The sequence below is a fragment of the Pseudomonas sp. BSw22131 genome, assembly GCF_026810445.1.
Taxonomy (GTDB): domain Bacteria; phylum Pseudomonadota; class Gammaproteobacteria; order Pseudomonadales; family Pseudomonadaceae; genus Aquipseudomonas; species Aquipseudomonas huanghezhanensis.
On sequence record NZ_CP113949.1, the window covers coordinates 3,142,337 to 3,160,647 of the forward strand.

The 18,311-nt window shown below is 59.8% G+C and carries 12 protein-coding genes; 9 read left to right on the top strand and 3 right to left on the bottom strand.

The annotated features are described in order from the left end of the window. Positions 1–12: 12 nt before the first annotated feature. Both OYW20_RS14030 and OYW20_RS14035 read right to left on the bottom strand, forming a co-directional pair. Positions 13–1,566 (bottom strand): TerC family protein, encoded by a 1,554-nt coding sequence (locus OYW20_RS14030; RefSeq protein ID WP_268796572.1) that lies wholly within the window; start codon positions 1,564–1,566, stop codon positions 13–15. Positions 1,567–1,956: 390 nt separating this feature from the next. Next, entirely contained in the window at positions 1,957–2,448 is a 492-nt protein-coding gene (locus OYW20_RS14035; protein WP_268796573.1) for a GNAT family N-acetyltransferase, read from the bottom strand. Between the two features lie 605 nt (positions 2,449–3,053). Here OYW20_RS14035 and glgA point away from each other — a divergent pair. The 9 genes from glgA (at position 3,054) to OYW20_RS14080 (ending at position 16,568) form a co-directional block, all read left to right on the top strand. After that, on the top strand, positions 3,054–4,640 hold the full coding sequence (gene glgA, locus OYW20_RS14040; RefSeq protein WP_268796575.1) for a glycogen synthase GlgA: 1,587 nt from the start codon (positions 3,054–3,056) through the stop codon (positions 4,638–4,640). A gap of 26 nt (positions 4,641–4,666) precedes the next feature. Continuing rightward, positions 4,667–6,481, top strand: a complete 1,815-nt coding sequence (gene treZ / locus OYW20_RS14045; protein WP_268796576.1) for a malto-oligosyltrehalose trehalohydrolase — start codon at positions 4,667–4,669, stop codon at positions 6,479–6,481. Beyond that, the gene (malQ, locus tag OYW20_RS14050) at positions 6,471–8,540 is read left to right on the top strand and encodes a 4-alpha-glucanotransferase (protein WP_268796577.1); all 2,070 of its coding nucleotides are present in this window, start codon (positions 6,471–6,473) and stop codon (positions 8,538–8,540) included. The genes treZ and malQ overlap by 11 nt, the downstream gene beginning before the upstream one ends. After that, positions 8,537–11,332 carry a malto-oligosyltrehalose synthase gene (locus OYW20_RS14055; protein ID WP_268796579.1) on the top strand — a complete coding sequence of 932 codons (2,796 nt, stop codon included), beginning with the start codon at positions 8,537–8,539 and terminating at the stop codon, positions 11,330–11,332. Before malQ ends, OYW20_RS14055 begins: the two co-directional genes overlap by 4 nt. A 17-nt stretch (positions 11,333–11,349) precedes the next feature. Continuing rightward, positions 11,350–11,757 (top strand): DUF2934 domain-containing protein, encoded by a 408-nt coding sequence (locus tag OYW20_RS14060; RefSeq protein ID WP_268796580.1) that lies wholly within the window; start codon positions 11,350–11,352, stop codon positions 11,755–11,757. Between the two features lie 172 nt (positions 11,758–11,929). After that, a complete protein-coding gene (gene glgX, locus OYW20_RS14065) occupies positions 11,930–14,128 on the top strand; it encodes a glycogen debranching protein GlgX (protein WP_268796581.1) in 2,199 nt (732 codons plus the stop codon). Further along, positions 14,125–15,186, top strand: coding sequence for an acyl-CoA dehydrogenase family protein (locus OYW20_RS14070; RefSeq protein ID WP_268796582.1), 1,062 nt, complete (start codon positions 14,125–14,127; stop codon positions 15,184–15,186). The genes glgX and OYW20_RS14070 overlap by 4 nt, the downstream gene beginning before the upstream one ends. A 9-nt stretch (positions 15,187–15,195) precedes the next feature. Beyond that, positions 15,196–15,954: a PIG-L deacetylase family protein gene (locus OYW20_RS14075; protein WP_268796583.1), complete on the top strand. Its 759-nt coding sequence runs from the start codon at positions 15,196–15,198 to the stop codon at positions 15,952–15,954. After that, on the top strand, positions 15,951–16,568 hold the full coding sequence (locus tag OYW20_RS14080) for an SAM-dependent methyltransferase (protein WP_268796584.1): 618 nt from the start codon (positions 15,951–15,953) through the stop codon (positions 16,566–16,568). Before OYW20_RS14075 ends, OYW20_RS14080 begins: the two co-directional genes overlap by 4 nt. 400 nt (positions 16,569–16,968) lie before the next feature. Here OYW20_RS14080 and OYW20_RS14085 read toward each other — a convergent pair whose 3' ends face one another. Further along, positions 16,969–18,009, bottom strand: coding sequence for an alpha/beta hydrolase family protein (locus tag OYW20_RS14085; protein ID WP_268796585.1), 1,041 nt, complete (start codon positions 18,007–18,009; stop codon positions 16,969–16,971). Positions 18,010–18,311 lie beyond the last annotated feature (302 nt).

The following is an 18,311-nucleotide window of genomic DNA, read 5'->3' on the forward strand; positions in this document are numbered from 1 at the left end:
ATGAAGACAGCGTCAGATCGCCGGCTTACGCAGCAATACCCGCGTGACGCGGCGCTCCCTTACTTCCACCACCCTCATTGTCCAGCCTTGCGCCCGCACCTCGTCACCGATGACTGGCAGACGGTCAAGCAGGCTGACCACCAGGCCGGCCAGGGTCTGGTAATCCTCGGTCGCGCTGGCCTGGAAGCCGGTGCGCTGACGCAGATGGCTGAGGTTCATGGCCGCATTCACCACTACGTCGTCACCCTCTTCCACCACATCAGGACCTTCGATCTCGCTGGCATCCGGCAACTCGCCGGCGATCGACTCCAGAATGTCAGTCATGGTCAACATCCCGGTGAAATCACCGAATTCGTTCACCACAAACGCCACGTGAGTCGACTCGGCGCGCATCTGCTCCAGTGCGTTGAGAATTGAAAAGCTGTCCAGCAGATTGATTGCCTTGCGCGACAAATGCTCCACGTCAGGCTGATTGCCGGCCAGCAGTTCGTTGAGCAGTTCCTTTTTGTGCAAGAAGCCCAACGGTTCCTCGATGCGGCCGGCGCGGATCAGCGGCAAGCGAGAATACGAGGAGCTCATCAATTGCTGACGAATCACTTCCGGGGCGTCCGTGACATCAATGCAGGCAATGTCGTTTCGCACGGTCATCACCGAGCGAATCGGGCGCTCGGCCAGTTGCAGCACGCCACTGATCATGACGCGCTCGCGTCGGTCGAACACCACCTGCTCCTCATCGCCTTCCAGCATGTCGGCGATCTCGTCACCCACTTCATCGGCACCCGGTTTACGGCCACCCAGCAGGCGCAACACCGCATGGGCGGTACGCTCACGCAATGGCAGGCTGCCGTTGTGATGGCGCTTGCGGCGGGACCTGGCAACCTGGTTGAACAGCTCGATCAGAATCGAGAAACCAATCGCTGCGTACAGGTAGCCTTTTGGAATGTGGAAGCCGAGGCCGTCTGCAGTGAGGCTGAACCCGATCATCATCAAGAAGCCCAGGCACAGCATAATCACCGTCGGATGCGCGTTGACGAACGCTGTGAGCGGCTTGCTCGCAACGATCATCACACCAATCGACAACACCACCGCGATCATCATCACCGACAAGTGCTCGACCATGCCCACAGCCGTGATCACTGCGTCCAGCGAGAACACCGCATCCAGGACCACAATCTGCGCAACGATGGGCCAGAACATCGCGTACGTCGTGCTTCCGGATTTTTGCGCAACGTGCCCCTCAAGTCGCTCATGCAGCTCCATGGTGGCTTTGAACAGCAGGAACACCCCGCCGAACAACATGATCAGGTCACGGCCGGAGAACGTTTTGCCGAAGACGTCAACCAGCGGCTCCGTAAGCGTCACCATCCACGAAATACTCGCCAGCAAACCAAGGCGCATGATCAATGCCAGCGACAGGCCCAGCACCCGCGCGCGGTCACGTTGCTCAGGCGGCAGCTTGTCCGCCAGAATCGCAATGAACACAAGGTTATCGATGCCCAATACCAGCTCGAGCACAATCAAGGTCAACAAACCCAGCCAAGCGGTGGGGTCAGCAATCCATTCCATGGGTTCAGGCTTCCTTGATCAGCGTGGCAAGTAAATCAGGCACGGCAAAAGCAGCGGCGCCAGACAGCGTGCTGTGATTGAGTGCATGAAAAATGAAATTGTGCGCGCCTACGGTGCGACGGCGGGATAGAAGCGAGAGGCTGTTATTACAGGATCGGAATACGTAACTGGGAGGTTCCAACGAGAGGGACATGAGCGGCCAATAGTCAATACGGGACGTGATCCTACCTTCATAGCAGAAATAACTTACACCGGAGAAATGTTACAAATTCTAAAGAGACGCCAGCAGCGCAATTTAGCAGGAGCGAAATCATTCGCGAGACGGTGGGACTGATTCAGCCCATGGCGCCGCCTCGCCAACAAATTTGCCCCTGCAACGATGCCTGAGCCCTAAAGGGACTTCTGCCAGAACAAGGCCCGGCCCATCTTCGGGTCGAGCGTGTAATCGGCAAAACCCAGTTTGCGGTAGGCGCCCTGAGCGATTTCGTTGCCCTCAAGCACCTCGAGAGTGATCTTGCAGCAGCCACGCTGACGCGCTATATCCTCGACCTTCATCAGCATTTTCTGGCTGATGCCCTGGCCCCTGAAAGCGGTCAGTACGGCCACGTCGTGAATGTTGATCAAGGGACGACAGGCAAACGTCGAGAAGCCCTCGAAACAGTTCACCAGGCCCACCGGCTCACCGGCAACAAACGCCAGAACACTGAACGCGTGCGGCCGTTTAGCGAGCTCCACCGCCAGTTGCTGACGGGTGTCGAGGGACAGGGATTGACCTCCTCCCATCACGTCTTCGGCGTACTGATTGAGCATAAAGCCGATGGCCTGTGCGTGAACCGGATTGGTGTAGCTGGCTTGTAGTACCAGAACCTCTGGGGTTTCCATTTCAATCCTCTACAACTCAGTGCTGTTCAGGCAGCGTCAAAGCCCTATGGGTCGACGTGCCGCAGGTCGCAGATTCTAACGTGCCTCGGCGCAAAAGGGTCTGCCTGATGTGTAGGAAGAATCTGTGCACGCACAAGAATTGAGCCGGCACGCACTAGGAAAAGGCACATTAGAGTTGATCCCTTTTTCTAAGCATCAAGCCTTCCTGCAAAACCCACCCTCCCAAGCGACGCACCGGGGATTGTCAAACAATCCGACCAGCGGTAGTCGGGGCATTTTCTTGAACGAGTGGCTTTGAGCCGACGTGAAATATTGGCCCGTAAGGACACTTCGGAGGGCGATTCGGTCCTACATCTGACCGCTATGCCGCAGGCCAGACATTTCCGAGAAAAATAGTCGAAACTTCTACAATTGCCCTGGGTCAGGTAGTTAGAGCGCCTATGCTAATGACCAAAGCCCAAGTAGAGGCTGCTCTTACCTTGTCCTGTCACTATGCATTCGAAAAGTGGGTATCGATCTTGCGTAGGTCTTGTGTGTCTGGCCATAGGACGTGGCCAATTACTGCTCAAGTGCGTTACCAACACTGTATCGAATGGGAGAAAACGATGATTAGTGCCGCTGTCAAAACCCAGAAGGGAGAGAGTTTTAACCAGCCGGCCAGCGAGCTGACCCATCTGCCGGTCTTCGCGACGACGAGCGTTCCTCTGCTGCCACTACCCCCTGTACAACCAGGCATGTCGATGGCGAACCGGAAGAAAGTCCTCTTCGTGACATCGGAAATGGCCGATCTGGTGAAAACCGGTGGTTTGGGCGATGTGTCTGCTGCACTGCCGCGCGCCATGCGCCACCTACATGATGTACGCGTGCTGATTCCCGGCTACCCGCAGGTCATCAATAGCGGTAATCCGATTTACATCATCAGCGAACTCAATGGCCATGCCGCTCTGCCTCCGTGCAAGATCGGCCGCATGGACATGAAGGACGGGCTGGTGATTTACGTGCTGATCTGTCCCGAACTGTACGAACGTGAAGGCACGCCGTATGGCGACAACCACGGTCGAGACTGGTCAGACAACCACATCCGCTTCGCACGCCTGGGTCTGGCTGCGGCAGACTTCGCTGCTGGCGCTGTCAAGACCCAATGGTGTCCGGAATTGGTCCATGCGCACGACTGGCCAGCCGGTCTGGCACCCGCTTATATGAAGTGGCGCGGCCAGACAACGCCGAGCATTTTCACGATTCACAACCTTGCCTATCAAGGCTTCGTCAGCGTCGCATCAAGCCGAGAGCTGGGTATTCCGGATTCGGCGTTGCGCCCGGAAGGCATGGAGTTCTACGGCAAGTTGTCCTTTATCAAGGCAGGCATGGCCTATGCCAGCCACATCACCACCGTGAGCGCGACTTACGCCAAAGAAATCACCACGCCTGATTTCGGCTGCGGCCTTGAAGGCTTTCTGCAGAGCAAAGCCGATGTCGGCAAGCTCAGCGGAATCCCCAACGGCATCGACGAAAGCTGGGACGCTGCTACGGATGACCATTTGATCTGCCGGTTCGCTCCCAACGAATGGACCCGCAAGGAAATCAACGCCGATTTCGTCCGCGAACTTTTCGAACTGGAGCCTTCCACCGGCCCGTTGTTTGCCGTGGTCTCGCGACTGGTTTACCAAAAGGGTCTGGACCTGACCATCGGTGTTGCCGAGCACATCGTCAATAACGGCGGGCAGATCGCGATCATTGGTCGTGGCGAGCCTGAGGAAGAAGACGCCATGCGTGAACTGGCGGCGCGCTTCCCCGGCCAGATCAGCGCACGCGTAGGCTTCAACGAAACCGACGCCCGCCGCATGTTCGCGGGCAGCGATTTCCTGCTGATGCCGTCGCGTTATGAACCTTGCGGCCTCAGCCAGATGTACGCCCAGCGCTTCGGCTCGTTGCCGGTTGCGCGCAAGACCGGCGGTCTGGCTGACACCATCGAAGACGGCTGCACCGGCTTCCTGTTCGACGAATCCACTGTCGAAAGCTATACCGAGGCCTTGACCCGAGCGTTCAAGGTCTTCGCCAACCCGCAGTTGCTCAATGCCATGCGCTGCCGCGCGATGGCTGCCCCGTTCGACTGGCACAAAGCGGTCGAACCCTACGCTGACCTGTATCAGGAGCTGCTTAAGAAGAACGTGGGCGTGGCACTGCAATACTGATTTTGAACCAGAGAAAGGGGTAACGGATGCCTTCGCGCACGGATGAGAACTGGCGCCACGGCGCCGTTTTGCTGGATTCCGACAACACCCGGTTTGCCCTCTGGGCGCCGGATGCTTATTACGTCAGCGTCGAGACAGAGGACGGCCAGTCACTGGCAATGCTGCCACAGAGTGACGGCTGGTTCGTTCTCGAAGCTCGATGCCCGGCAGGCACGCGGTATCGTTACAAAATCGACGAAAACCTCGAAGTACCTGACCCGGCCTCCCGGGCTCAGGCCGACGAGGTTCACGGCTACAGCGTGGTAGTCGATCCCGATGCCTATCAGTGGCAACAACCTGGCTGGAACGGAAGGCCGTGGAACGAAGCGGTCATCTACGAGCTGCACGTCGGCACGCTCGGCGGTTATGCAGAAGTGGAACAGCTACTGCCCCGCCTGGCTGAAACCGGCATCACCGCCATCGAACTGATGCCCATCGCGCAGTTTCCCGGTAACCGAAACTGGGGCTATGACGGCGTACTGCCCTACGCGCCGCAATCCTCATACGGTACACCCGACCAACTCAAGCACCTGATCGACACCGCCCACGGCTTGGGACTGGCGGTCATCCTCGACGTCGTCTACAACCACTTTGGCCCGGACGGCAACTACCTGAATGCTTACGCCAAGGAGTTCTTCCGCAGCGACAAGAAGACGCCCTGGGGCGACGCCATCGATTTCCGTCGCCGCGAAGTGCGGGACTTCTTCATCAACAACGCACTGATGTGGCTAGAGGATTATCGCTTCGACGGCCTGCGTCTGGACGCCGTGCACGCCATTGAAGACCCAACCTTCCTCCATGAGTTTTCCGAGCGCATTCGTGCGCGAGTGGAGAAACCCCGCCATGTCTGGTTGATGCTGGAAAACGAATTCAACGAAGCCCATCGTCTGGAAAAGGGTTTTGACGCCCAATGGGATGACGACGGCCACAACACGCTTCACGTGCTGCTCACCGGAGAAACGGACGCGTACTACACAGACTTCGCTGAACAGCCGACGCACAAACTCGCGCGTCTGCTGAGCGAGGGGTTTGTGTATCAGGGTGAAGAGACACGACACGGCCATGCCCGCGGCGAGCCTAGCGCGCATTTGCCGCCCAGCGCTTTTGTACTCTTCCTGCAGAACCACGACCAGATCGGCAACCGTGCCATGGGGGAGCGATTGGTGCAGATCTGCCCTGCTCCAGCGCTCAGAGCCGCCACGGCACTTTTGTTGCTGTCGCCGATGATCCCGCTGATGTTCATGGGTGATGAGTGGGGCGCCAACGAGCCGTTTCTGTTTTTCACCGACTTCCACGATGAGTTGGCGGACGCCGTACGCGAAGGCCGACGAGGTGAATTTGCCGACTTCGCCGCCTTTGCCGATGAGGAACAACGCGAGCGCATTCCCGATCCGAATGCCCTTTCCACCTTCGACGCCTCGCGCCCCGCTTTCGACGCGGTGTACCTTGAGACAGACAAGGGCGTCGATCATCAAAGCTGGATGACGCTTTACCGCGATCTCCTGCAAATCCGCCACCGCGACATCGTGCCGCGCATTCCTGGTGCCATGTCCCTGGGCGCAGACGTGATCGGCGACAAAGCGGTGACGGCGCGCTGGAGCATGGGCGATGGCAGCACCTTGCGCATCGACCTGAACCTGAGCGAACACGCTGTGCAACTGCCCGCGTGGCAGGCCGACCGGATCGTTTTCGAGTCGTACCCCAAATCGGCAGAACTTTCCCAGCAAGGCAGCCTCAATCCCTACACGGCCATTGTCAGCCTGACAGCAACACGTGCTTCGGAGGAACAGGATGAGCAATGAGCAACTTGAAATGCTGGCCGCAGAGGCCGGTATTTCGGTGGACTGGAAAGACGCCAACGCCCGGCCGCAGCGTGTCAGCCCTGAAGTCTTGAGAAAGGTGTTGAACGGCCTGGGTTACGCGGCCGAAAACGACGAGCAAATCACGGCCAGCCTCAAGCGTCTCGAAGAGCAGACCCAGACCAAAACCGCCCCGCCACTGCTGACCGTCGATCACGGCAGCAATCTTGATTTGGCTGCCTGGTTTGCGCCTGGCACGCCTTTCAGCCTGGAGCTTGAGGACGGTTCGACCCTGAACGCCAAACTCACCGCCAACGCCGAACTGCCTGCGCTGGCAACCGTGGGTTATCAGCAACTGGCGATTGGCGGTCAACACCTGACCATCGCCGTCGCGCCGAAGACCAGCTACAGCGTCGCCATGGCCACTGACGCTGCGGTCCCCCGTGCGTGGGGCCTGACTGTGCAGCTTTACTCGCTGCGCCGTGAAGGCGACGGCGGCTTTGGCGACACACAAGCGCTGGAGGCACTGGCTCGCTCTGCTGGTGAACGTGGGGCCGCGGCTATCGCGATCAGCCCGGTTCACGCGATGTTCGCCAACAACAGCGACAGCTATAGCCCTTATTCACCGTCCAGTCGTCTGTTCTTGAACGCTCTGTATGCCGCCCCCGGTGCCATTCTGGGAGAGCGTGCGGTGCGTCTGGCCATTGACGAAACAGGCTTGGACCAAGAACTCAAACGCCTAGAAGCGCTGCCATTGATCGATTGGCCGATGGCAGCCGCGGCTAAGTGGAAGCTGCTGCGCTCGCTGTACAGCACCTTCGTCGCCAGCGGCCACCCGCTGCACGAAGACTTCAACAGCTTTCGCCATGCCGGCGGCGAAGCTTTGATCAACCACTGCCGCTTCGAAGCCTTGCGCGATCAAAGCGCCGAGCTGGGTATGAGCGACAACTGGCACGAATGGCCAGACGCCTTTAAAAATCCGCGCAGCAAAGACATCGACGCATTCGCCGAGCAGCACAGTGATCTGGTGGGGTTTCATGCGTTTGCCCAATGGCTCATCGCACGCGGACTCGAACGCGCGCAGACGGCTGCCCGCAGCAGCGGCATGAGCATCGGCCTTATCGGCGACCTCGCGGTGGGCGCGGACGGTGCAGGCAGTCAAGCCTGGAGCCGTCAGGACGAGTTGCTGTCGTCGTTGACCGTGGGTGCGCCACCGGACATTCTCAATCGTTCAGGGCAAAGCTGGGGCATTTCGGCGTTTTCCCCGAATGGCCTCAAGCGCAACGGCTTTCGTGCGTTCATCGAGATGCTGCGCGCCAACTTCGCCCACGCGGGCGGCCTGCGCATCGATCACGTAATGGGCTTGCAACGCCTGTGGGTAGTGCCGCTGGGTTCACCGGCAAACGAAGGCGCTTATCTCAACTACCCGCTGGACGACATGCTTCGATTGCTGTGCCTGGAATCCTGGAAACATAAGGCCGTGGTCCTCGGTGAAGACCTGGGCACCGTGCCGGAGGGGTTGCATGAAAAGCTTTCGGCGCGGGCGATTCTCGGCATGCGTGTGCTGTTGTTCGAACAGGACAACGCGGTCTTCAAGCCCATCATCAAATGGTCAGACGATGCGCTGGCTACCAGCAGCACCCACGACCTGCCGACGCTCAAAGGCTGGCTCACCGAGCTTGATATCGATTGGAACAGCCGCCTTGGTCTCATCGACAGCGACACCGAACAGGACTGGCGCAAAGGCCGCGAGCGCGAGCGTCAGGGGTTAGTGACCGCACTCACACACAATTACACGCTGACCAAGCCGTCCGATGACGACGTCATCGACGCCAGCATCCGTTATCTGGGCCACACCCGTGCGCCTCTGGTCCTTTTGCCCATGGAGGATGCCTTGGGCATCGAAGAACAATCCAACCTGCCAGGTACTATCGACAGCCACCCGAACTGGCGACGCCGTCTGCCGGGCGACAGCGGAGCGCTGCTCCACAACGCTGACGCCGCAAGACGTCTGGAAATCCTCGCTGCCGCACGTCAACAAGCAACGGAGCGTGACCAATGAGCGCTTCCCTGCCTGCCGTGAAAAACTTGCGCGCTACCCAGCGTCTGCAATTTCACAAAGACTTCACCCTGGACGACGCGGTCAAGCTGGTGCCGTACTTCGCCAGCCTCGGCATCAGCCACGTGTATGCGTCGCCGCTCCTAAAGGCGCGTGCGGGTTCGATGCACGGCTACGATGTGGTCGACCCCCGCGTGATCAACCCTGAACTGGGTGGCGAGCCCGCACTGCGCAGGCTTGTTGCTGCGCTGCGCGAACACGGCATGGGCCTGATCCTGGACATCGTCTCCAACCACATGGCGGTTGGCGGCTCGGACAACCCATGGTGGCTGGACCTGATGGAATGGGGTCAGCGAAGCCCTTACGCGAAGTTCTTCGATATCCAGTGGAATTCCCCGGACCCGTTGCTGAAGGGCCAATTGCTGCTGCCGTTTCTGGGCTCCGACTACGGCAGCGTGTTGCAGGCCGGCGACCTGAAACTGTGCCTTGATGCCGAGCACGGTAGCTTGCGTGTCGAGCACTATCAGCACCATTTTCCGATCAATCCGGGCACGTATGCGCCATTGCTCGACGCCGCTGGCGAACCGGAACTGCATGATCTGGCCCAGCGCTTCACCGCGCTGGATCAGTATCCGCAAGCCTACGAACGCGCGCGTCAGGCCAAGGCCGAGCTGGTTGAGTTGCTCAAGCAAAAGCCGGCGCTGATCAAAGCCATCGAAAAAGGCTTCGAGCAGTTCGATGGCCGCACGATGCAGGGCTTCAACAAGTTTCACCGGTTGCTGGAGCAGCAGGACTATCGCCTCGCCAGCTGGCGCACTTCGGGCGATGACATCAACTGGCGGCGCTTTTTCGACATCAACGAGCTGGGCGGTTTGCGCGTCGAGCGCCCTGCTGTGTTCGAGGCGACCCACGGCAAGATTTTCGAGTTGATCAGCGAAGGGCTGGTGGACGGCCTGCGTATCGACCACATCGACGGTCTGGCGGACCCTCGTGGCTATTGCCGTCGGCTGCATCGACGTGTCGAGAGCCTGTTGCGCAAGCGCCCGGCGGGCACTGAGCTGACGCACTTGCCGATCTTCGTCGAGAAAATCCTCGGTCCCGACGAGCAGTTGCACGAAGACTGGAGCGTGGACGGCACTACCGGCTACGAATTCATGAACCAGGTGTCGCTGCTGCAACATGATCCAAAAGGCGAAGCGATACTGGGTGAGCTGTGGAGCCGCATCAGCGGACGCACGGCTGACTTCAATCAGGAAGTGCTCGAGGCGCGTGATCTGGTGCTCCATGGCACGCTGGCGGGAGATTTCGAGAACGTTGCGCAAGCCCTGCTGCAGGTGGCCCGCAGCGACGTGATGAGCCGCGACCTGACCTTCGGCGCCATTCGACGCGCGCTATTGGCGCTGGTGGTCAACTTCCCGATTTACCGCACGTACATCAGCGCCTGCGGCCGCTCGGAAGAAGATGACCGTTACTTCCAGCAAGCGATGGAAGGTGCCCGCACGATGCTCAGCGAAGGCGACTGGCCGGTGCTGGATTACCTTCAGTTGTGGCTGGGCGGCGAGCGCTTGCGTTCATTCCCGCTCGGGCCGCAGCGCGACCTGCGCCGCAAGGCCTGCACCCGCTTCCAGCAACTCACCTCTCCGGTGGCCGCGAAGTCGGTGGAGGACACCTCGTTCTACCGCTCTGCGGCGCTGCTCTCGCGCAACGATGTGGGCTTTCATCCGCAACATTTCAGTGCGCCAGCGAGCGATTTCGACGAGGCCTGCCAGAAGCGTCACGAGGCCTTCCCGAACAACTTGCTGACCACCGCCACCCACGACCACAAACGTGGCGAAGACACTCGCACTCGCTTGGCCGTACTCAGCGAATGCGCGCCCTGGTATGCCGAGCAAGTCGAGCGTTGGCTGCAACTGTCGGCGCCGCTGAAAGGCGAAGACGCCGCCATCAGTCCGGGCGACGAACTGATGCTATACCAAGCGTTGCTGGGCAGCTGGCCTCTGGACCTGACGGGTGAAAACGCGTTTGAGGATTATCTGAAGCGTCTGATCCAGTGGCAGGAAAAGGCCCTGCGTGAAGCCAAATTGCAGAGCAGCTGGAGCGCGGCAAACGAGCCGTATGAAACCGCATGCCGGGAGTTTTTGACCGCACTGCTGCTGGCGCCTGAAGGCCTGGCCCTGCGTCAGTCCATAGGCGCGACGGCTAACCGCATCGCTACCGCAGGTGCGTTGAACAGTCTGGCGCAAACTTTGCTGCGATTGACAGTGCCGGGTGTTCCCGACCTCTATCAGGGCACCGAATTCTGGGATTTCACCCTGGTAGACCCGGACAACCGTCGCCCGGTGGATTACCCCGCTCGCGAACGTGCGCTCGAGGAGTCCCTGGCGCCTGAGGAGTTGCTCGCCAAGTGGCAGGATGGTCGCATCAAGCAGAGCGTGATCGCACAAGCGCTGGATGCACGTAATCAGCACCCGGAGCTGTTCAGTGAGGGTCAATACCAACGGCTTGAGGTGGTAGGTCAACACGCCGAACACGTCATGGCCTTTGCCCGGATAAAGGAGGATACGCGGGCTATTGTTGTGGTTCCGCGGCTGTTCAATGAACTATTGGGCACCGCACAAACTCCATTCATCAATGCTGCAAATTGGGGCGATACGCGAATCCTCTTGCCATTCGCTGATTCAGATTCGAGCTGGAAGGGACTTTTTTCGCAAGAAACAGTCACAACCAACAAGGAAATGCCGATCAGTGCAGCGCTCAAGGATTTTTCTGTAAACCTGCTTATTCAAACTTTGTAATACCCGGGAGTGTCGAGATGAGTGCCGACGAGAAGAAGATTCAGGACTTTGCCTATCAGATCTGGAAATCAGAAGGCGAGCCGCATGGCCATGACGAACGTCATTGGGAAATGGCCCGTAAGCGGGCCGAAGCCGAGGACACGGCGCCGGGCAAGTCTGCCAAGCCAAAGTCGCCCAAAGCGAGCGGCAAGGCCGAGGCCAAGCCGACTTCGGCTAAAGCTGCCGCCAAGCCTGGGACCAAACCGCCCGTAAAACCGGCAACCCCAGCCGCCTCAGCGCCTAAAAAAGCTGAAAAGACTGACAGCGCTGACAAACCGGCCGCCAAGCCTGCTCCTAAGCCAAAGGCCGCTGGCTCGGCATCTGCCCCGGCCAAACCAGCTAAGCCGGCACCCAAAAAGCCTGCTGCCAAGCCTCCTGCGGCATGATTGCTCGGTACCCCCGAGCACGCTGTAGAGATGAACCATTGCCGCAGGACGACCGTAGCACCGGTCGCCCCCTGCGGTTATTTCAATACCTGTTTTAACCAATGGCGCAGCCGGCGGCATGCGACAAAGGCCTTGTTTGCCTTCAGGAAATCATTCGACGTCAGGAACACACATGACCCAGCAATCCTCTAAATCCGCGGATAAAGAAGCGGTAAAGAATGAATCCCCCAAAGCCAGCTCGCCCGACGTCACCGTCACCCGCATTCGTGAAGGCCTGCCCTTCCCGCTGGGCGCCAATTGGGACGGTCTGGGTGTCAACTTTGCGCTGTTCTCTGCCAATGCGACCAAGGTTGAACTGTGCCTTTTCGACTCTTCCGGTGAAGTCGAACTCGAGCGTATCGAGCTGCCTGAATACACCGACGAAATTTTTCACGGCTACCTGCCGGACGCCCATCCTGGCCTGATCTACGGCTACCGCGTGTACGGGCCTTATGACCCGAAAAACGGTCATCGCTTCAACCACAACAAACTGTTGATCGACCCGTACGCCAAGCAACTGGTTGGCCAGTTGAAATGGTCCGAGGCACTTTTTGGCTACACCATCGGCCACCCGGACGGCGACCTCAGCTTCGATGAACGCGACAGCGCGCCTTTCGTGCCCAAAAGCAAGGTGATCGACCCGGCCTACACATGGGGCCGCGACCAGCGCGTCAGCGTGCCGTGGGACAAGACGGTTCTGTATGAAACCCACACTCGGGGTTTCACCATGCGCCACCCTTCGGTCCCTGAAGAACTGCGCGGCACATTCTCCGGGCTGATGGTTGATGACGTGATCCAGCACATCCGCAGCCTGGGTGTGTCTTCGGTCGAGTTGCTGCCCATCCATGCGTTCGTCAATGACCAGCACTTGCTGCAAAAAGGCATGACCAACTATTGGGGCTACAACACCATCGCCTTCTTCGCCCCGGACCCGCGCTATCTTGCTCACGGCAAGATCGCCGAGTTCAAGGAAATGGTCGCGCACATGCACCATGCAGGGCTCGAGGTGATTCTCGACGTGGTTTACAACCACACCGCCGAGGGCAACGAACTTGGCCCGACCCTGTCCATGCGTGGCATCGACAACGCCTCCTACTACCGTCTGATGCCGGACGACAAGCGCTTTTACATCAACGATTCCGGCACCGGCAACACGCTCGACCTCAGCCATCCGTGCGTCCTGCAAATGGTCACAGACTCACTGCGCTATTGGGCGACCGAGATGCACGTCGACGGTTTCCGTTTCGACCTTGCGACGATCCTCGGGCGCTACCACGACGGTTTCGACGAGCGTCACAGCTTCCTCGTCGCCTGCCGTCAGGACCCGGTCTTGCGTCAGGTCAAAATGATCGCCGAGCCTTGGGACTGCGGGCCGGGTGGCTATCAGGTGGGCGGCTTCCCGCCGGGCTGGGTCGAGTGGAACGACAAGTTCCGCGACACCGTTCGCGCGTTCTGGAAAGGCGACGAAGGCCAGCTGGCAGACTTCGCTAACCGCATGACGGCTTCGGGCAACATGTTCAATCAGCGAGGTCGTCGTCCGTACGCTTCAGTGAACTTCATCACCGCGCACGACGGTTTTACCTTGCACGATCTGGTGTCCTACAACGACAAGCACAACGAAGATAACGACGAAAACAATCAGGATGGCAGCAACGACAACCGCTCCTGGAACCACGGTGTCGAAGGTCCGACCGACGACCCCGAGATCAACGCGCTGCGTCTGCGCCAGATGCGCAACTTCTTCTCCACGCTGCTGCTCGCCCAAGGCACGCCGATGATGGTGGCTGGCGACGAATTCGCACGTACCCAGCACGGAAATAACAACGCGTATTGCCAGGACAGCGAGATTGGCTGGGTCAACTGGGAGCTGGATGAAGACGGCGAATCGTTGCTCAAGTTCGTCAAACGCCTCATCAAGCTGCGCCTGACCTACCCTATCCTGCGTCGGGGTCGCTTCCTGGTCGGTGATTACAACGAAGAACTGGGCGTGAAAGACGTTACGTGGCTGGCGCCGAACGGCAACGAAATGAGCGTTGAGCAGTGGCAGGACGTGCATGCGCGTTGCCTCGGGATGCTGATGGATGGCCGTGCGCAAGAGACCGGCATTCGTCGTCGGGGCTCGGAGGCTACCCTGCTGCTGGTGGTCAACTCGCACCACGAAGGCGTCAATTTCACCTTCCCGGAAGTGCCTGAGGGGGTCAACTGGACCTGCCTGATCGACACCAATCAGCCTGACACGCACAGCAAGGAGCACTTCGATTTCGGTCAGGAATACACCATCACGCCGCGCTCGCTGGTGCTGTTCGAGTTGCAGAAAGAAGAACAGAAATGAGCCGCGCGCTGAGCGAGTTTCTTGCCCAGCGTACGCAGCGCCTCGACACCACTCAGGCGTTGGGCGAGTGCCTTCGGGCACTGGTCCACGAGCAGCTTGCCAGCCTGCCGCCACCCGGCGGTGGCCGTACGCTCGAACGCTGGCGCAGTCTGGCCATCGTTGCGGCGCATGATCTGGCGCTGTGCAAACTGTATGAGGGCCACACCGACGCTCTGGCAATCATGGCCGAGCTGAAAAGCTCGGCCGCTACGCCAGGCAGCACATGGGGTATGTGGGCGGCTGAGCCGCCGCAGGCACGCGTCATGGTTTCCGGCACCGGCCGCACTGTTAGCCTGAATGGCCGCAAGGCCTGGTGTTCAGGCGCCACCACGCTCAGCCACGCATTGATGACCGCTTGGGATAACGAGGCCCGGCAGCAGTTGGTGGCCGTCGCGCTTGATCAACCAGGCGTTACGGTGACCGACGAAGGATGGGCCGCGGTCGGCATGGCCGCGACCGGCAGCGTCGAGGTGCAGTTCGACAACGCCCAGGCGCTGACCATCGGCGAGCCTGGGCAGTATGTGTCACGTGCGGGGTTCTGGCAGGGTGGTATTGGCATCGCCGCGTGCTGGTACGGCGCAGCGAACAGCATCGCCGAGCGGCTCCTCAATGCCTGCGCGCAACGAGAAGAGCCCCACGCGCTGGCCCATCTGGGCGCTGTGGACGCGGCTCTGTTCAGCGCAGGTCAGGCGCTGCAAAACGCGGCCCGCGCAATCGATCAGGCGCCATTGGCAGATGCTGAGTTGTTGGCCAGGCGCTGCCGTGCGGTGGTTGAACGCACGACGCAGCAAGTGATAGAACATGTCGGTCGGGCCTTGGGCGCCGGCCCGTATTGCAAAGATGCGCAGTTCGCCCGGCTGATGGCTGATCTCCCGGTGTTTGTGCGCCAGAGTCATGCGGAACGTGACCTTGCAGCGCTCGGGCAACTGCTTGCTTGCTCTCCCTCGAATCCATCGACTGCAGCCACCCACACGCAAGGCATGCCCCGAACCGTGTCCAAGGGAAGCTGGTCGTTATGAACGGTGCCTATGAATGACAATCCCATCGTCGGCCACGGCACGACACTTCAAGCGTGGCAAGGCTCAGCCCGGCTGGCAGCCTTGCCCGTCATCGGCGCTGACCTGCTCGTCCCACCTGGCTCGCGCGCGGTCATTGTTGCGCCGCATCCCGACGACGAGATTCTCGGTTTTGGCGGGCTGATGCAGCAACTGGCGCATTTGGGACGCGCCATGAAACTGATCTCGGTGACCGACGGCAGCGCCAGTCATCCGGGCTCGAGATTCTGGTCCAGCGAGCGTTTGAGTGTGATTCGACCCCAAGAGAGCGCCGAAGCAGTACGACGTCTGGACGTGCCGTTGCACAGCCTGCAATGGATTCGCGGCGGGTTTCCGGACAGCGCAGTGGCCACTCAGGAAACCGAGCTGACGGCGTTTTTTCAGCGTTATCTTCGGCCAACCGATGTGGTGTTCTGCACGTGGCAGCATGACGGGCACAGCGATCATGAAGCCGTAGGCCGCGCCTGCGCCGCCGCCACCCAGGCAGTTGGTGCGCAACTGCATGAGGTGCCGATCTGGGCCTGGCACTGGGCAAGTCCGGAAGACCCGCGACTGCCGTGGGATCGCGCGCGCAAAGTGCTGCTGGCACCGGAAACCATCGCCCGCAAGCGTCATGCCGCCCATGCTTTCGCCAGCCAGTTGCACGGCGACCCACTTATCGGCCTTGAACCCGTGCTGCCGCCGCACGTGCTGGAGCGTCTGATGCAATCGTTCGAGGTGGTGTTTCTGTGAGTGATGTCGGCAAGGCAAGTATCGGCGATGCGTACTTCGATCAGTTGTTCGCAGGCAGCGACGATCCATGGGCCTTCAAGCAGCGCTGGTATGAACGTCGTAAACGAGCGCTAACACTTGCCGCCCTGCCCCGCGAGCGCTACGCACGGATCTTTGAGCCGGGCTGCGCCAACGGCGAGCTGAGCGCGGAACTTGCCACCCGCTGCGATCGCTTCGTAGGCTGCGACACGGCGGCGGCAGCGGTCGAACTGGCCCGCGAGCGGTTGTCTGACTTCCCCAGGGCGCAGGTGATGCAAGCGCGCCTGCCTGCGCAATGGCCGACGGGCCGTTTTGACCTGATCGTGATCAGTGAGTTGGGCTATTACCTGATTCTTGAAGACCTGCACGACTGGATTGAGCGCGCCATCGGATCGCTGACAGAAGACGGTCAACTGCTGGCCTGTCACTGGCGAACGCCCATCGACGGCTGCCCATTGACTGCCGATCAAGTGCACGAAACGCTGCAGCAGAGACTGGGCCTGAATCGGCTTTACAGCCAGACGGACAGTGACTTCCTGCTTGACGTCTGGGGCCGAGATACCCTGTCCGTCGCCCAGAAAGAAGGCCTGCGTTGAAGACGGCGTAAACACGCCGTCGGCGCCAGGTTGGCTTGGATTGTGAGTCAGTTGCGACGTCACGCGAATGAATTCTCGCCTACAGACGCAGTGCGCACACCGCTTGCCTGAAGCCGAGATCGTGCAGGAGCTAAATTGTTGGCGAGACGATTTGGCTAACGTGTTGAAGGAGCGATTTTGTCGTGATCACGACGATCAGACTGTAGGAGACGATCAACCTGTAGGAGCCTGACGAGCCAGAGCGAGGCCGCGATTGCGGTGGGCCTGACACAGCGCGTTGTGAGGTACTGCTGCCGCTGGGAAGCAGATCGCGAGCAAGCTCCCTACTACCAGAATCACTTGCATCTACAGGGTCTACAGTCCTCAACAGCCACAAGTTGTGGCCATTGAACGGCGCCGTTTACTCCTGATGCGCCGCCGTTTGCATCCCGGCCGTGCTCAAAGGTGACCCAAGCGCGCTGCCGAAGAACCGGACCGCTTCTGCGCTGAGGTTGCGATGGATGTCCTCACGATCTACGCCAATGGCATCGGTGCACAACACAGGGGCGGTGGCGCGCTGTTCGTCATCACACGGTGCCATGAACACAAAGTGCCCTGCCCCCGCCAACAACTTGAAGTCCGACACATCGGGCAACTTGCGCGCCAGAGCCTCGGCATTCTTGTCGACGGCCAGTAACTCATCGCCATCGCCGCTGTACATCAACACCGGCACGTGGACGTCAGCCAGCGTATTGCGGCCGAACATCAGGCCCAGCGGCGCCATCAACATCAATGCGCCCACACGTGGATCGGCTTGCGCATGAAGATCATCACGGTCTGCCAGCAGCTCGCCCTGCGTCTTGCACGCGTCACGGTCTTGCGGCCGCTCGGCGCAGTACTTGCGCAAGCGCTTCAAATCCGGCTGCGCGCCGGCCAGAATCAACGCGGTTTCGCCACCGGCCGAATAACCGATGACCCCGACCCGGCGCGCGCTGATGTAAGGCGACAACATCGGGTCTAGCAGCGCTGCGCTGATCGCTTCAGAGATTTGCAGCGGACGCCCGTACAGATTGCTCAGGCTGCCCAGGCGGCTGTGGTCGAGATAATTGTCGCCAGGGTGAAACACCGCAACCACCACAAAACCCTGCCGGGCGAGAGACGTAGCCAGATCATGCTGGGCCAACGGGGTGCCCGTATTGCCGTGCGACAGCATCAACAACGGGAAACGGCCCATGGCAATTTTGGCGTTTTCCGTCGCCTCGATGCGGTAACCCTGAACTCTGGTCACTTGCTCGGCGTCAGTGGACGGATAAAAGGCGTAGGCGTGCATCGGCTGGGAGTCCAGCGGATCAAGGAAATCCAATTCGTGAAAGCCGACGCTCCAGAGTTCCTGTGCACTGATTTGCACCGAAATCAGGCTGCTGAACAGACTCAACACTACCGCTGCACAAAGACGCATCATCGCAATGCCCCTAAACCCGAAGTTCCGTATACGGCGGGGCAGATTGCCCGGCCAGTTGTCCCTGTATCGCCCAATGAATCCGGGGCAAAACCAGCGTGTTCAATGGAGCGCTTATAAAGTGAGAGTGTCTGCCACATCAATAAGTGCATAAGACGGGCCAGACGGCGCATAACTAAGCGACGACCGGCAAAAACAGCCCGGCCATGCATAGAAAAGAACGAATGAAGGCATGTTACTGCGCACTCGCCAAATATGCGCGCAAAGATAGCGTCAAGCCTGTCGCCACGCTGAACGCCGTCTCA

Coding starts and splice junctions, on each gene's coding strand:
- OYW20_RS14030 (WP_268796572.1), bottom strand. CDS start 1,566: ATGGAATGGATTGCTGACCCCACCGCTTGGCTGGGTTTGTTGACCTTG.
- OYW20_RS14035 (WP_268796573.1), bottom strand. CDS start 2,448: ATGGAAACCCCAGAGGTTCTGGTACTACAAGCCAGCTACACCAATCCG.
- glgA (WP_268796575.1), top strand. CDS start 3,054: ATGATTAGTGCCGCTGTCAAAACCCAGAAGGGAGAGAGTTTTAACCAG.
- treZ (WP_268796576.1), top strand. CDS start 4,667: ATGCCTTCGCGCACGGATGAGAACTGGCGCCACGGCGCCGTTTTGCTG.
- malQ (WP_268796577.1), top strand. CDS start 6,471: ATGAGCAATGAGCAACTTGAAATGCTGGCCGCAGAGGCCGGTATTTCG.
- OYW20_RS14055 (WP_268796579.1), top strand. CDS start 8,537: ATGAGCGCTTCCCTGCCTGCCGTGAAAAACTTGCGCGCTACCCAGCGT.
- OYW20_RS14060 (WP_268796580.1), top strand. CDS start 11,350: ATGAGTGCCGACGAGAAGAAGATTCAGGACTTTGCCTATCAGATCTGG.
- glgX (WP_268796581.1), top strand. CDS start 11,930: ATGACCCAGCAATCCTCTAAATCCGCGGATAAAGAAGCGGTAAAGAAT.
- OYW20_RS14070 (WP_268796582.1), top strand. CDS start 14,125: ATGAGCCGCGCGCTGAGCGAGTTTCTTGCCCAGCGTACGCAGCGCCTC.
- OYW20_RS14075 (WP_268796583.1), top strand. CDS start 15,196: ATGAATGACAATCCCATCGTCGGCCACGGCACGACACTTCAAGCGTGG.
- OYW20_RS14085 (WP_268796585.1), bottom strand. CDS start 18,009: ATGATGCGTCTTTGTGCAGCGGTAGTGTTGAGTCTGTTCAGCAGCCTG.